7 protein-coding genes are annotated in these 14,842 nt (G+C 64.8%); 4 read left to right on the top strand and 3 right to left on the bottom strand.

Annotated elements, in window-relative coordinates:
• Positions 1-37 precede the first annotated feature (37 nt).
• On the top strand, positions 38-3,343 hold the full coding sequence (locus tag GCN74_RS15215; protein WP_152257458.1) for a hypothetical protein: 3,306 nt from the start codon (positions 38-40) through the stop codon (positions 3,341-3,343).
• Positions 3,344-3,396: 53 nt separating this feature from the next.
• Positions 3,397-4,449, top strand: coding sequence for an OmpA family protein (locus tag GCN74_RS15210; RefSeq protein ID WP_193317100.1), 1,053 nt, complete (start codon positions 3,397-3,399; stop codon positions 4,447-4,449).
• Between the two features lie 502 nt (positions 4,450-4,951).
• Here GCN74_RS15210 and GCN74_RS15205 read toward each other — a convergent pair.
• On the bottom strand, positions 4,952-7,657 hold the full coding sequence (locus GCN74_RS15205) for a M1 family metallopeptidase (protein ID WP_152257456.1): 2,706 nt from the start codon (positions 7,655-7,657) through the stop codon (positions 4,952-4,954).
• 253 nt (positions 7,658-7,910) lie between these two features.
• Here GCN74_RS15205 and GCN74_RS15200 point away from each other — a divergent pair, with 253 nt between their 5' ends.
• On the top strand, positions 7,911-8,534 hold the full coding sequence (locus GCN74_RS15200; RefSeq protein WP_152257470.1) for a glutathione S-transferase family protein: 624 nt from the start codon (positions 7,911-7,913) through the stop codon (positions 8,532-8,534).
• Positions 8,535-8,595: 61 nt separating this feature from the next.
• Here GCN74_RS15200 and GCN74_RS15195 read toward each other — a convergent pair whose 3' ends face one another.
• Together GCN74_RS15195 and GCN74_RS15190 are read right to left on the bottom strand one after the other, a co-directional pair.
• Positions 8,596-10,701, bottom strand: coding sequence for a prolyl oligopeptidase family serine peptidase (locus GCN74_RS15195; RefSeq protein WP_152257455.1), 2,106 nt, complete (start codon positions 10,699-10,701; stop codon positions 8,596-8,598).
• A 790-nt stretch (positions 10,702-11,491) separates the two neighbouring features.
• The gene (locus GCN74_RS15190) at positions 11,492-13,123 is read right to left on the bottom strand and encodes a phosphotransferase (protein ID WP_226939058.1); all 1,632 of its coding nucleotides are present in this window, start codon (positions 13,121-13,123) and stop codon (positions 11,492-11,494) included.
• Between the two features lie 401 nt (positions 13,124-13,524).
• Between GCN74_RS15190 and GCN74_RS15185 the strand changes: the two genes are divergently transcribed.
• The gene (locus tag GCN74_RS15185; protein WP_152257453.1) at positions 13,525-14,820 is read left to right on the top strand and encodes an MFS transporter; all 1,296 of its coding nucleotides are present in this window, start codon (positions 13,525-13,527) and stop codon (positions 14,818-14,820) included.
• Positions 14,821-14,842 lie beyond the last annotated feature (22 nt).

Genomic DNA, 14,842 nt, shown 5'->3' with positions numbered 1-14,842 from the left:
CTTGCCGCCTGCCAATGCCGCCAAAGAGAAACAAGCCATGAAGAGAACTCTCCCCGCGCCCCGGCGCATGGCCGCCGCGCTGGCCCTGCTGGCCTTGCCGGCGGCCAGCCTGGCGCAACTGCCCTTGCCGGACAGCGTGTCAGGCTCCGCCGTGGCGGCGCCATCCTTCCTCGCCGGCAAGGTGGGCGCCACCGATTACGCCATCAACCGGGGTGTGGCGCGCATCGCCGTCGAGACGGACGGGAACGGCGTGCCGGCCGATGGCCAAAGCCCCGTCAAGGTGACGGTGAACCTCTTTGATGAACAGGACAAGCCCCTGGCGGGCACGGCGTTATTGACCATCGAGGCCAGCGGCGGGCGCATCCTGCTGCCCGGGGCCCGCACGGACGAGCTGGGCCCCGAGCGGCGCGACGCCGACAAGGTCACGCCCGGCACGCAGCTGACGGTGGAGAACGGCGAAGCGGCCTTCAGCCTGCTGGCCCCCGCCACGCCGCAGGACGTGCTGCTGCGCGTGTCGGCCGGCAGCGCGGCGGCGCAGGGCACGATCAGTTTTCTGCCGGAATTGCGCGACATGCTGGCCGTGGGCTTGATCGACGGCATCATCAGCAAGCGCAGCCTGTCCAGCGATGCCATTGCGCCGTCGCGTTTCAATGACGGTTTCGAGCGCGACATCCAGCGCTGGAGCCGGGCGTTCAACAATGGCAAGGCCAACGTGGCGGGCAGGGCGGCGATGTTTTTGAAAGGCAGCATCCGTGGCGACGCCTTGCTGACGGCCGCCTACGATTCGGACAAGGACACGCGCGCGCGCCTCTTGCGCGATGTCAATCCGGAAGAGTTTTATCCCGTCTACGGCGACAGTTCCGTGCGCAATTTCGACGCCCGTTCCAGCGACCGTTTATATGTGCGCATCGACCGGCAAAAAAGCTATGTGCTGTACGGCGACTTTGCCACGGGCGACGGCTTCAGCCAGATGACGGGCGGCGGCGCCGTGGCGACCTTGCAGCAGAGGAAACTGGGCCAGTACAACCGCACGGCCACGGGCGGGCGCGGCCATTACGAACAGGATGGCATCGTCGCCAATGCGTTCGCCATCAACGACAGCCTGAAGCAGGTGGTCGAGGAATACCGGGCGAACGGCACGTCGGGACCGTTCGCCGTACGCAACAACAACGCCATCGAAAACTCGGAAAAGATCGAGATCGTCGTGCGCGACAAGAACCAGAACGGCAATATCGTGCAAGCCACGCAGCTGCGCCGCTTCGAGGATTACAGCTTCGAGCCGTTCAGCGGGCGCATCCTGTTCAAGCAGGCGATCCCCGCGCTGACGCCGAATGGCGATCCGCAATCGATACGCATCAGCTACGAGGTGGACCAGGGTGGCGAGAAATTCTGGACCCTGGGCGTGGATGGGCAGGTGCAGCTGGGCAAGATGGTCTCGCTCGGCGGTTCGGCCGTGGAAGACAGGAGTCCCTTGTCGCCGTACAAATTGCATAGCGCCAACGCGGGCTTGCGCCTCGGCGAGCACAGCCTGCTCGTGCTGGAAGTGGCGCGCACCACGTCCACCAGCTACAGCGCGGGCGGCAATATCTACACGACGCCGTCGGGCCAGGCGGGCGAGTTGCGCGATGAAGTCAGCGGCAATGCGGCGCGGATCGAGTTGCAGCACAAGGATGACAAGCTGGAAGCGAAAGCGTTCTGGAACCGTTCCGACAAGGATTTCAACAACACGGCGGCCGGCATCACGGGCGGGCGGGGCGAGGCGGGCGTGAAAGCGGGCTACAAGCTCAGTCCCGCCATCACCGTGTATGGCGAGGCCATCCGCAGCGACGAGCGCAGCACGGACGCGCGCCGCGATGCGCAGCGCCTGGGCGTGGCGTGGAATGCCAGCGAGCGCTGGCTGCTCGACGTGTCCATCCAGCACATGAAGGAGAGCGGCGGCATGCCGTCGACGGCCGGCATCGCGCCGAATACCTCGCCGCTGGGCACGGGCTTGAATCCCACGGGCGGCTTCTTCGGCAACGGCACGGCCAACACGGCCATCGATCCCGTCACGGGCGGCAGCATCACCACGTTTGCGCCCATCAATCCCGGTGCAGGGACGGGCGCGACGGTGCCGCTGGACGCCACCACCGTGCGCCTGGGCGCGCAGTACAAGGCCACGGACCGCTGGACCCTGAATGGCGACGTGGAAAAAAGCATAGCCGACGCGGACCAGCACCGCTACGGCCTGGGCGCGCAATACCAGCTGGCCGAACGCAGCCGGCTGTACGCGCGCTATGAAAACCAGACGGGGCTGGCGTCCGCGTACTCGCTCAATCCCGCCGACCGCAGCACCAGCTTTGTCGCTGGCGCCGATACGGGCTACATGCCGGGCGGCACCGTGTTTGGCGAGTACCGCATGCGCGACGCCATGGATTACAGCCTCAGCAATCAGCGCGACTTGCAGCTGGCGTCCGGCTTGCGCAACACGTGGAACCTGGGCGAAGGGCTGGCAGCCAACACGAATGTGGAATATCTGAAAGTCATGAACGGCCAGCAACAGCAAGCCGTGGCCGTGGCGGCAGGCTTCGACTATGCGGTCAATCCCCTGTGGCGGGGCGCCGTCAAGCTCGAGTACCGGCGCCTGTTCGACAGCGACATCGCGCCGGGCGACCAGCGCCAGGATCAGTGGCTCAATACGATTGCCTGGGCGCGCAAGCTGAGCCGCGACTGGACTTTGCTTGCACGCAACTACCTGCTGTACACGCGCAACAACGACGACGCCAGCGGCGCGCCCGTGGGCAATGTGCTGCAGGACCGGGCGCAACTGGGCTTTGCGTGGCGCCCCGTGGACGACAACCGTTTCAACGGCCTGGCCCGCTACGAGTACAAGACCGTGCGCGACCAGTCGCAGATCGATGGCGACAATTACCGCGCACATATCGTTTCCACGCACCTCGACTATCACCCCAGCCGTCCGTGGTGGTTCACGGGCAGGGTCGCCGCCAAGCACAACAACGACAAGAACTTGCCCGCCGGGCAAGAAAAATACACGGCCTGGCTGTTTTCCGGGCGCAGCGTGTACGACATCAGCAAGAACTGGGACATCGGCGTGCTGGCGGCCGTGATGGGCAGCCCGCAAGGGGGCAGCCGCCAGTGGGCCAATGGCGTCGAAGTCGGTTATCTGCTGGCGCAAAACCTGTGGCTGTCGGCGGGCCACAACTGGTCGGGCTTTTCCGACCGGGACCTGACGGGCGCCGACTACACGGCGCGCGGCCCGTATTTGCGCCTGCGCTTCAAGTTCGATGAAAACCTGTTCAAAGGCAAAGACGCCACCATCAACCGTACCCTGGCCCGGCCATGAAAGCTACCATGACTCCGAAAATCACACCAATGTTGACACCGACCATGACACCGATGATGAAATTGCTTCCGCTCGCCAGCCTGCTGGCCATGGGCCTGGCCCAGGCGGCCGCGCCGGTCCTGCCGGCGGCGCCGCTGGCCATGCCGCAATTGCGCATCAGCGACCAGGCCGTCTCTGCCGACCAGCAAGCCTACCGCCTGCTGCAGGAGCGCATCAAAAAGCTCAACGACGGCGGCGTGCGCGTGGGCGACTATTACCTGTCCAAGGCGCAATGCTGGCTCGACGTCTCGTTCCACGAATACACGCGCAACGACCGCTCGGCCTTTCCCCTGCAAGCCCTGCAGGAATCGGCGAAGATCGTTGCCGCGCTGGAAGACGGCAGCACGCCCAATCCCGGCGACGCCACGCCGCTGGTGAACGACGCCACGCGCTTGCGCGACGACCTGTGGGCCAGCTTCGGCAAGCTGCGCGCATCGCCCGGCTTTGCCTGCGCGGCGCAAAAGGTGGCGTGCGGCGAAGTGGAGCTGGTACATGCGGGCAATGAATACAAGCAGCAGGGCTGGCGCCACGCGAACCCGTACGTGCAGCTGGCCGAGGATGCGCAGGCGGCCGCCCAGTCCGCCGCAGGGGCGTGCCCGGCCGACCAGCCGAAGCGGGAGCCAGAACCGCCGTTACCTCCGCCGCCGCGCATCGGGCATGAGCGCATCACGCTCGACATGGACGCCCTGTTCCGTTTCGACAAGGCGGGCGCGGCCGACGTGCTGCCGCAGGGCGCCGAGAAAATCCGCGACCTGGCGACGCGCCTGAAGCAGGGCTATGTGCAGATCGATACGCTGTCCGTGACGGGGCATACGGACCGCCTGGGTTCGGACAGCTATAACCAGGCCCTGTCCGAACGGCGTGCCCTGACGGTGAAACAGTTGCTGCGTGAACAGGGTATCGCCAATGTCATCAGTGCATATGGCAAGGGCAAGGCCGAACCCGTCGCCGCCTGCGACCAGGTGGCGCCGCGCGCGGCCCTGATCGCCTGTCTGCAGCCGAACCGCCGCGTGGAGATCGAGTTGACGGGTATCAAAAGTTCCGCAAAGGAGGGCAGCACACCTTAGCGCTACGTCATAAGCCCGTCATATGCCGCTGTTATGATGCTTTTGTTGGCACACAGCATGCGTTGCGCAGATCACTACGCTCCGGGAGCGATAGGATGCAGGCATGACTCAACAGCTTAGCCGGTGAGCTCAACCATCGGCACCAGACAGGCCGGCGCGGCAAAAAACATTGCCGCGTTGGCAAGCAAAGCGGGGCAGGGTAGGGCAAGGGCGGGAAAAACCAGGAAACGGCCGGGGATTTAATGAAGTCCTAAGCCTGCCTGAAGGAAGGACTGGCATAGTGGATACATGGCGCACGGAAACCCCGAGCGCAAGGTTGCCGGACACCTCAATGACCGGCACGATTTCCACTTTTTCATGTCTTTCCGTTTTATCCCTGCGCTCTGAAACAGCGTTTCAACCGGCTGCCGCGACTTGCGAAGCCGGTTTTTTTTTGTCCGGATTTTCGTGCAGGGACGGAAAATGCCCGGCGCCGCCGTGCTGCGGCGCCGGGCGCGGGCGCTTAGCCCGTCTGCTTGGCCAGCCATGCATCGACGGCCGGCAGGCGCTCGGTGCGCACCTTGATGCGGTACTTGATACCGGCCACGGAACTGTCGGCGTCGCCGCGCGCGCCGGCCGGCAGGTTGGCCTGCGCATATGCTTCCAGCTTGGCGATCATCTCCGGCTGCGCGGAACCTGCGGCCAGGCGCGGGAAGTAGCGGCTGCGCGAACTGGCATCGATGCGCGCATTGACCTGCTCCAGATGGGCCAGCGCAAAGTCGAACGCCAGTTCCGGATGCGTGCGCGACACGCGCGAGATCATGGCCGGGCTGTTGGTCACGCCCGGTTCATCCGTCAGCGCCAGCGCCAGCGCCCGCTGCGCCAGGGCCGCGTCGTCGGTCGAGGCCAGCAGGTCGTACAGCTGGTTCTTCACCAGCGGCGTTTTTTCCTGCTGCGCCCTGGCGTGCAGCTGCTCCCAGGTGGCGGCGTCCGCATGCTGCGCCACCACGCCCAGGATGGTGCGGCGCAGCGGCGCGGGCATGGCCGATGGATCCTGTTCGCTGGCCGCGTAGCGGCGGCGCGCCTCCTGCAGCACGCCCGGCTCGCCCATGTCGCCGAGGATGGCAATCAGGCGCCCGCGCAGGGTCGCCACGCTCGATGCTTCACCCGCGCGCGCTTCCCAGCCCGTCTGCGCCATCATCGGCGCCAGGCGCGCCATGGCGAAGCGGCCGAAGGCCTGCTGGCGCGCTTTGCTTTCCGCGCTATCGCCCGCATATTGTTCATACAGGCCGTTCAGCGAGGCGGCCACGCGGCCCAGCACTTGCGGGTCGGCCGACAGGGGCGTGGCCTTCACCAGTTCCAGGAAAGCGGCCGGGTCCTGCAAGCCCGCCAGGCCCAGTGACTGGCTGTCTGCCAGCAGGCCCAGCTGATCGATGGGCGCCAGGCGCGCGAAGCTGCCCGCCAGCGCGCGCGTGCCGGCCGGCGCGTACAGGGTGCGGTAGTAGCCGCTCTGGCCCGCGTTCACCAGCAGGGCGCCGCAACCGGGCACGTTCAGGGTGGCCTTGCCATTCCTGACCAGCACGCGGGCCTGCTTGCCGTTGCCGACCGTCGACGCGATCACGGGCACTTTCCACGACAGCGGTTTCTTGTCCGGCTGGTCCTTGGAAAACTCCGTTTGCGTCAGGGTCACGCGCGTATTGCCTTTGCGGCACACGGCGTCGCTCACCGTGATCATGGGCACGCCCGGCTGCAGGGTGAAATCATGGGCGATGGCGCTGACGGGCTTGCCCGCGGCCGCATCGACTTCGCGCCACAGGTCGTCGGACACCGTATTGCCATACGCATGCTTGCGCATGTAGCTGCGCACGGCCGTGCGCCAGGTGTCGGCGCCCACGTATGCTTCGAGCATGCTGATCACGGCCTTGCCCTTCTGGTAGGTGATGCCGTCGAAGGCCTGGCTGGCCTGTTCCACGGTGGCGATGCGCTGCACCACCGGATGCGTGGTGCGCAGCGCATCCTGGCTCATGGCCGATTCGCGTCCGCCCACCTTGGACAGGGTCGTGTTCCATTCGGGGTGCAGGCGTTCCGTGGTGCGGCTTTCCATCCACGACGCAAAGCCTTCGTTGAGCCACAGGTCGTCCCACCAGCGCATGGTGACCAGGTCGCCGAACCACTGGTGCGCCATTTCATGCGACAGGGTGGTGTAGATGTTTTCCTTGTCCGACTGGGTCGAGATGGCCGGGTCAAGCAGCAGGCCGTATTCGAAGGTGAACACGGCGCCCCAGTTTTCCATGGCGCCGAAGAACTGGCTGCGGCCCGGCGCGGCGATGTTGTCGAGCTTGGGCAGCGGATAGCGCACGCCGAAGTAATCGTTGTATTCGCGCAGCAGGGCGGCCGATTCATCGAGCGCGAAGCGGCTTTGCGCCAGCGCGCCGCGCTTGGTGATGACGCCGATCTCCGTGCCGTCGGCCATCTTTGTCGCCCGTTCGAAGTCGCCCAGGCCGAAGAACAGCAGGTAGGTCGACATGCGCGGCGTGGTGGCGAAATACACGTGCTTCTTGCCGTTGCCCAGCTCTTCGCTGCGGACGATGGGCATGTTGCCGACGGCCATCTGGTTGCTCGGCACGACCACGTCCAGCGCGAACGTGGCCTTGTAGTCAGGTTCATCCCATGACGGCAGCATGCTGCGCGCATCCGAGTTTTCGAATTGCGTGTACAGCGCGCGCTGGCGTCCTTCGGGCGTGTCGTAGTCGAGCGAGAACAGGCCCGTGGCCTGCGTGCCGATCTTGCCGCTGTAGTCGATGCGCAGCAGGTACTCGCCCTTGGCCACGGGTTGCGCGAAATGCACAGTGGCCGTCTGCTTGTCCGCATCGAAATCGATCTTGCGCGCCACCTGCCGGCTGCCGCCCGCGCCTTCGACCGCGGCGGCGGCAAACGCCAGGTTCAGGGCATTGAAGGTGATGCTGGCGGCCGGCGTGTCGACGGCGATCTTGATGGCGGCCTCGCCCTTGAAGGTGGAGGCGGCGGCGTCCGGCGTGATCGACAGGATGTAGTGCAAGGGCGTGACGCCGCGCGGCAGCTGCGTGGTGGTGCTGGCGGCATGGCTGGCCGAAGCGTATTTGGCGGCGGGCGCGGCGTGGCCCGTATTGAAGGCGGCGACGGCAGTCAGTGCCAGGACGGCGGCAGCCAGTTGGCTGCGGCGGAAACGCGGAGTCGTTGTGCGATGCATGGTATGCCCTTGGTTCATGGATAAAACGCCCGCCAGCCGGGTAGGCGGCGAGCGTCATGGCGGTAGCGGGACATCGCTGGAGCTGTAGGCCAGCGTTCCCGTACAGCAATCTAAGTGGAAACGGGGGCAAAGTCAACGCGCCATGGACGCCGCACCGTGGCGGTGCGCTGGTATGATGGGCGCCTGACTGTCCTGCCGCAGGCCAGTCCCGCAGCTGATTGTCCACCCCATAAACGAGACGAGACCCATGCACATGAAACTGTATATCAGCCCCCGCACGCCCAACCCGCGCCGCGTCACTATGTTCATCGCCGAAAAGGGCATCACCGGCATCGAGGAAGTGGCGCTCGACCTGATGGCGGGCCAGCACCGCGACCCCGCCTTCCTGACGAAAAATCCGCTGGGCCGCGTGCCCGTGCTGGAACTGGCGGACGGGCGCGTGCTGACCGAGACGCGCGCCATCTGCACCTACCTGGAAGGCTTGCAGCCGCAGCCGAACCTGATGGGCGAGGGTTTCGAGGAGCGCGCCTTCATCGAGATGGCCGACCGCCGCGTGGAACTGCATTTGTTCAGCGGCGCCGCCAACTGGGTGCGCCACGGCCATCCGGCCCTGGTGGCGCTGGAAAACCCCCAGTTTCCCGATTTCGCCCTGGCGCAGGCGGGCAAGATGCGCGAGACGGCGCAATGGCTGGACCAGGTGCTGGCGCACCAGCCCTACGTCGCGGGCGAACGGTTTACGATTGCCGACATCACGGCCTTCTGCGCGCTGGAATTTGCCCGCGGCCTGATGAAGTACCGTCCGGGCGCGGAGGGACTGGCGCACCTGCAGGCTTACCGCGACCGCATCGCCGAGCGCCCCAGCGCGCAGGCGAAGTAAGCAATGCTGCGGGCGCGCAGGTCGGATTAGCGGCCACGCCGCGTAATCCGACACCTGCACTTTATTTCAGCTGCTCCAGCAGGAAGGTGTAGGTCAGCGCCCACATCAGCGCCTGCTGGTCGTTGTTGGCGGCGCCCGCATGGCCGCCTTCCGTGTTTTCCCAGTACAGCACGTCGTGGCCTTGCTCTTCCATCTTCGCCACCATCTTGCGCGCATGGCCGGGGTGGACCCGGTCGTCGCGCGTCGAGGTGGTAAACAGCACGCGCGGATATTTCTTGTCCTTGAAGACGTTCTGGTACGGCGAGTACTTGCTGATGTAATCCCATTGTTCCGGCACGTCCGGGTCGCCGTATTCCCCCATCCACGAAGCGCCCGCCAGCAGCTTGTTATAGCGGCGCATGTCGAGCAGCGGCACCTGGCTGACGACGGCGTTGAACAGGTCGGGGCGCTGCACCAGCACGGCGCCCGTCAGCAGGCCGCCGTTGCTGCCGCCCATGATGCCCAGGTGGCGCGGACTGGTGACCTTGCGCTTGATCAGGTCCTGCGCCACGGAGATGAAATCGTCATACGCGCGCTGGCGGTTTTCCTTCAGCGCCGCCTGGTGCCAGCGGGGGCCGAATTCGCCGCCGCCGCGGATATTCGCCAGCACGTACACGCCGCCCTTTTCCAGCCACGCCACGCCCGTGGTGCCGCTGTAGCTGGGTTTCAGCGACACTTCGAAGCCGCCATAGCCGTACAGCACGGTGGGATTGCTGCCGTCGAACTTCGTCTTCTTGCCCATGATGGCGAAATACGGCACCTTCGTGCCATCCTTCGACGTCGATTCGAACTGCTCCACCTTGTACGGCGCCGCGTCATAGTAGGCGGGCAGCGACTTGATCTTTGTCCGTTTGTCGCTCTGCGCCGTGGCCAGGTACAGGGTGGTCGGGTTGAGGAAGTCGGTCACCGTCAGGAAGTACTGGTCCGAGTCGACGGGGTCGAGCGCGCTGACGGCCAGGGTGCCCAGCTTGGGCGCATCGACGGCGCGGCGCTGCCACTTGCCGTTCACGTGGCGCAGTTCCGTCAGGCGGTTCTTGACCTTGTCCAGGGTCGTCACGAGGATGGCCGATTTCGTCGCCGTCACATTGTCCAGCGACGACGTGGCCGTGGGCGCGTACAGCACTTCCAGGTCCTGCTTGCCCTGCATGAAGGCCTTGAAATCCGTGGCCAGCAGCGAGCCTTGCAGGTAGGTCTTGCCGTTCACTTGCCAGTCCGAGCGCAAGGTGATGATCAATTGATCGCGCACGGTAAACACGGTGGCATCGTCCGGCTTCGGCACTTTCTTCAGGCTGGCGCCGTCGCGCAGGAAGGTTTCGCCGCTGTAGAAATCGATTTGCCGCTCGATGAACTGGTGTTCGTGGCCGGGCGTGAAATCCTTGTAGGCGCCCGCGCTCAGGTCGTCGGCCCTGGCTTCATACAGCGTCGTCGCCTGCGCCAGCGGCGTGCCGCGCTGCCACTCCTTGATGATGCGCGGGTAGCCGGAGCTGGTCATCGAGCCGGGGCCGAAATCGGTGGAGACGAACAGGGTGTCCTGGTCGATCCAGCTGGTGCTGCCCTTTGCTTCGGGCAGGGTAAAGCCGCCGTCGACAAAGGCGCGTTTGGCCACGTCGTATTCGCGCACCACCTTGGCGTCGCCGCCGCCGCGCGACAGGGAAATGAGGCAGCGTTCGCCTTTCGGATACAGGCAGGAGGCGCCGCCCCAGACCCAGTTTTCATTCTCGCCGGCGGCCAGCTGGTCGAGGTCGATCACGGTTTCCCAGCTTGGCTCGGCCAACTGGTACTGCGCCAGGGTGGTGCGGCGCCAGATGCCGCGCACGTGCTGGGCGTCGCGCCAGAAATTGTAGTAAAACTCGCCTTCCTTGCTGACGTAGGGAATGCGCTCCTTGGAATTGAGGATGGTTTTCAGGCGCGCCTGCAGGGCCGAAAAGCCGGGCTGGCCTTCCAGTTCCTTGACGGTGATGGCATTGTGCTGCTTGACCCAGGCCAGCGGCTTGTCGCCGAGGACTTCTTCCAGCCACTGGTGGGGATCGGTATGGACGGCGGCAGGGGCGGGTGCCTGTGCATGGGCGAGGCCCGCTGCGGCCAGGCCGAGCAGCATGCTGCCGGCGAAGGTGCGATATGACGACATGTAGGGTTCCTTGATGGTCCGGTGGGAGGCCGTGTTGCAGGCAAAACGGCGCATCCATGGTGCCATGGATTGCTGCAAGGAACCAGTGTCTATGGACGGCTGCTTGAAAAATACTTACATTTCCAATATTGTTTGATGGAAAAGGGCAAGGCCGTAGAATCTGCGGCGCATGGTACGGCAGTCCGTGCTGTTGTCCGGCGGACGTTCTGGAAGCCGGATAGCACAACTAGTTATCACCATGCGTATTTGCGCTCGTGTCGTTTTGCCTGTCTTTCAGTATTTCGATGCCAAGTCCGAAGAATGGAAGAAAAAGCGGCAGGAAATAGATCAGCCATCCCGGGACATAATAGCCGCGCCTCCTTTCATATTCTTCCCATGGTTCCTTGATCGAATTGATCGATGGATGCAGAGGGTCATAATAAATGGAAAAAGCATGGCCAGGCCTGATATCTTCACACGAAGGTAGCGCTAATTCCGTGCTGAATGTCCAGCCATAATATTTTTTCCATCGATCACATATGAATAAGATACCGAGCCATGATTTTGGCATGCGGTACCGTTGACAATCGCAGGACTGCTGACTGCGCGCTCGGCCAGTCCTTGGTACTTTTCCGCTTTCTCATAGCAGCCAGCGAGTGGTGCGAGGAGCGCGATGAATGCCAGAATGAATGTAATGGAATGCATGAAAGTAAAATCAGGAGTCATCAGTTTTATTGCATGAGTATAACAATACAGTACTTGCGAAAAAACAATGGTTCCGTGGCTATTGCCGTGGCCTGATCCGCGGTGTTCACGGCTGCTGATTGACCCACACGGGCGCCGACCAGACGATATTGCCGTCGTCCTGCGTCAGCCGCGCGTAATAGAAATGGGGGCCGGGCGCGGGCGTGACGGTGACCGCGGCCTGGTCCGACAGGGCCGTGACGGAGCCATTGCCGCCCGGCACGCCGTGGAAGATGGCGATGGCGGCCGCTTGCCGCCCTGCGCTGTTGCTGAAGCTGGTGGCCAGGTGCAAGGGACCGTGGTTGTCGAAGCGTTCGCCCATCAGCTTGCCATTGGCCGTGAACAGCAGCTGCGCATGCTTGTCCATGGCGGCAAACACGCGGCGCGCGCGCAACGCTTCGAGGAAGCTGTCGCGTGACACGGCCATGCCGGCGGCCGGGCTGGGCACCAGCACGGCCGTGCGGTTGCCGTAGGCCGCGCCCCAGTTGGCGCAGTGGTTATCCTGGTTGCTGCTGAAGGCCACGTGGTAGCCGGCCGCCAGGGCCCGGTTGCAGGCCGCCTCGTAGTTGCTGCGCCGCGTTTCCGTTTCCGCGTCGTTCGTGGAAAAGGCGGACGTGTTCATCACTTCGCACAGCACCATGGCCGCGTCGCCGTCCGGCGTGTAGCCCAGCGGCTGGCCGTCGACGAGAAACTGGCCCGCATAGGCGGGATGGTTGAATTGCCCGATCCAGCCCCGTTCGCGCATCAGCGCATACAGGCCCGCGTAATCGCTCTTCGGCGTTTCCACATCGGCCAGCAGTTCCCCGCTGGCATTTCTTTCCCATCCCAGCAACTGCTCGCTATTGAAGATGTTCAGGTGGCCGCCCTGGTTGATGACGCCCCATTCCATGCCGTACAGGGCCAGGAAGCCGGGATGGGCGGCTGTGTACGCAGCCGCTTCGGCCAGCCCCGTCTGGTACAGGGCCTTTGCTTCGGCCGGTACGGCAGCGCCGTTGGTGCCGTCGGACCCGTCATACATATGGTTGTGCTCGGACGTCAGCAGGGCATCGAGTCCATGTTGCTGCGCATAAAGATAGGCGTCGATGGGGCCGTAGGGCCCCGTTTGCGGGTCTTGCGCGCCATGGCAGGCATCGAGTGGCGCGCCGCCGTCGCTGTGGCGCGTCTGGCTGTGCAGGTTGGCGTAGATGATACGGTAGTCCGCCTGGCCATCCAGGCTGGGCAGTTGCTGCAGGCCCGCCTGGAAGGCAGGCACGTGGGGCGCCGTGCCGCGGCCCCGCAGCACCTGGATCGGCCATTGCTGTTCCACCAGCGCTGCCTGCGGCGTCTGCGCGTCCGCCACGGCCAGCAGGCGCAGCTGGTACAGGCCGTCCGGCACCCGCGCGCGCCGTTCGCGCGCATCGGCGTCGGCGCGGCCATCCCAGGGCAAGCTGATGCTCTGGCCGTCCGCTCCCACCTGCTCCGTGCCCGACCAGCGCCGCAGCACGGCGCCTTGCGGCCCCGGGCCGGACAGGGTCACGGTCCAGCGTACCGCATGGGAGCGGCCCTCGTCGGGGTAGGCGAGGCGGACCAGAAAGGTGCGCGCCTGCGTGCGCCGTTCGCCGGGTGCGGCGCGGAAGGGTGCGACGACGGTGGCATCGAGTTCGCTGTGTTCCTTCGGCTCTTGCGCGGCTGCAGTATTGCTCCACGTAATGAGCAACACGCCAGCGCATACGCAAGCCAGCCATGGCGCCCAGGGAGGCGCGTGTTTCCACGATCGGCGGCGCAATGTCTTGAGCATCGTGGCCTCCCGCACGTGCTTCAGATGATAGTTAGACAAGACATGCCACCTGCCGGTTCCCGCGTGCACCAGCAAGTGGCGTGTTTGCACCGTGATCGGCCATGATCTGGCGCAAAGCCGGTGCGAATGGCGTTGCGTGCCCGACGAGGACGCTGGCACGGCACTTGCTAAACAGAAGGAACGGATCAACGGCGATCCCCTGAATAAACGCACAACGGTCCAACGACGGACCACCTGGACAACGGCGTCCGCCCTGGCTGATCTTTCATCGGCGGGGGCGGGCGCCGTTTTGTTTTATCAACGGGATACTTCGGGAACCTATCATGGCCAGCCAAAAAGCAACGCGCATCGCGCTCTTCTCCCTCGCCACGCCGCCCATGCGGGCATTCCACCTGACGTGGATGGCATTTTTCGTGTGTTTCTTCGCCTGGTTCGCCTGCGCACCGCTGATGCCGGTCATCAAGGGCGAGTTCGGCCTGTCCCTGGCGCAAGTGGCGAATATCAATATCGCGGCCGTCGCCATCACCATCCTCGTGCGCCTGATCGTGGGACCCTTGTGCGACCGCTACGGCCCGCGCAAGACCTACACGGGCTTGCTGCTGCTGGGCGCCATCCCCGTGCTGGGCGTGGCTGCCTCGCAAAGCTATGAAAGCTTTCTGTTCTTCCGCCTGGGCATCGGCGCCGTGGGTGCCAGCTTTGTCATCACGCAATATCACACCTCCGTGATGTTCGCGCCCCGCGTGGTGGGCACGGCAAATGCGGCCGCCGCCGGCTGGGGCAATGCGGGCGGCGGGGCGGCGCAGGCGCTGATGCCGCTGCTGCTGGGCGCCGTGCTGATGCTGGGCGTATCCGAATCGATGGGCTGGCGCGTGGCCCTGCTGGTGCCGGGCGTGCTGATGCTGGTGATGGCCGCCCTGTACTGGCGCTATACGCAGGATTGCCCGGAAGGCAATTACTCGGACTTGCGCGCGGCCGGCGTGGCCATTGAAGGTAATAAAAAGGGCGGCTGGGACAGCTTCAAGGCGGCCAGCGCCAACTACCGCGTGTGGCTGCTGTTCGTCACCTACGGCGCCTGTTTCGGCATCGAGATCTTCATCCACAACATCGCCGCCGTGTATTACGTCGAGCATTTCGGCCTGTCCCTGAAATCGGCGGGCCTGGCCGCCGGCAGCTTCGGCTTGCTGGCCCTGTTTGCCCGCGCCCTGGGCGGCTGGCTGTCGGATAAATTGGCCCTGCGCGGCAATCTGAACAGCCGCGTGACCCTGCTGTTCATGCTGATGATAGGCGAAGGCGTGGGCCTGCTGTTGTTTGCGAAAGTCGACAGCGTCACCTATGCCGTCATCGCCATGCTGGTCTTCGGCCTGTTCACCCACATGGCGTGCGGCGCCACTTACGCGCTGGTGCCCTTCATCGACAGCCGCGCCCTGGGCGGCGTGGCCGGCATCATCGGCGCGGGCGGCAACGTGGGCGCCGTGGCGGCGGGCTTTCTGATGAAGGGCACGGGCGACATCCGCCAGACCCTGATCATCCTCAGCGCGCTGGTGGTGATCTCGGCCCTGTGCGCCATCGCCGTGCGTTTTACGCGCGAGGCGGCCGAACCATCGATGGCCGCGGCCTGAGGAGACAGCGATGAACCACCCC

Source organism: Janthinobacterium sp. FT14W (assembly GCF_009208755.1).
Taxonomy (GTDB): Bacteria; Pseudomonadota; Gammaproteobacteria; order Burkholderiales; family Burkholderiaceae_D; genus Janthinobacterium; species Janthinobacterium violaceinigrum.
Note: the sequence above shows the minus strand (reverse complement) of the source record. Positions and strands in the feature narration are given on the sequence as shown.

Coding starts and splice junctions, on each gene's coding strand:
- GCN74_RS15215 (WP_152257458.1), top strand. CDS start 38: ATGAAGAGAACTCTCCCCGCGCCCCGGCGCATGGCCGCCGCGCTGGCC.
- GCN74_RS15210 (WP_193317100.1), top strand. CDS start 3,397: ATGATGAAATTGCTTCCGCTCGCCAGCCTGCTGGCCATGGGCCTGGCC.
- GCN74_RS15205 (WP_152257456.1), bottom strand. CDS start 7,657: ATGCATCGCACAACGACTCCGCGTTTCCGCCGCAGCCAACTGGCTGCC.
- GCN74_RS15185 (WP_152257453.1), top strand. CDS start 13,525: ATGGCCAGCCAAAAAGCAACGCGCATCGCGCTCTTCTCCCTCGCCACG.
- GCN74_RS15195 (WP_152257455.1), bottom strand. CDS start 10,701: ATGTCGTCATATCGCACCTTCGCCGGCAGCATGCTGCTCGGCCTGGCC.
- GCN74_RS15200 (WP_152257470.1), top strand. CDS start 7,911: ATGAAACTGTATATCAGCCCCCGCACGCCCAACCCGCGCCGCGTCACT.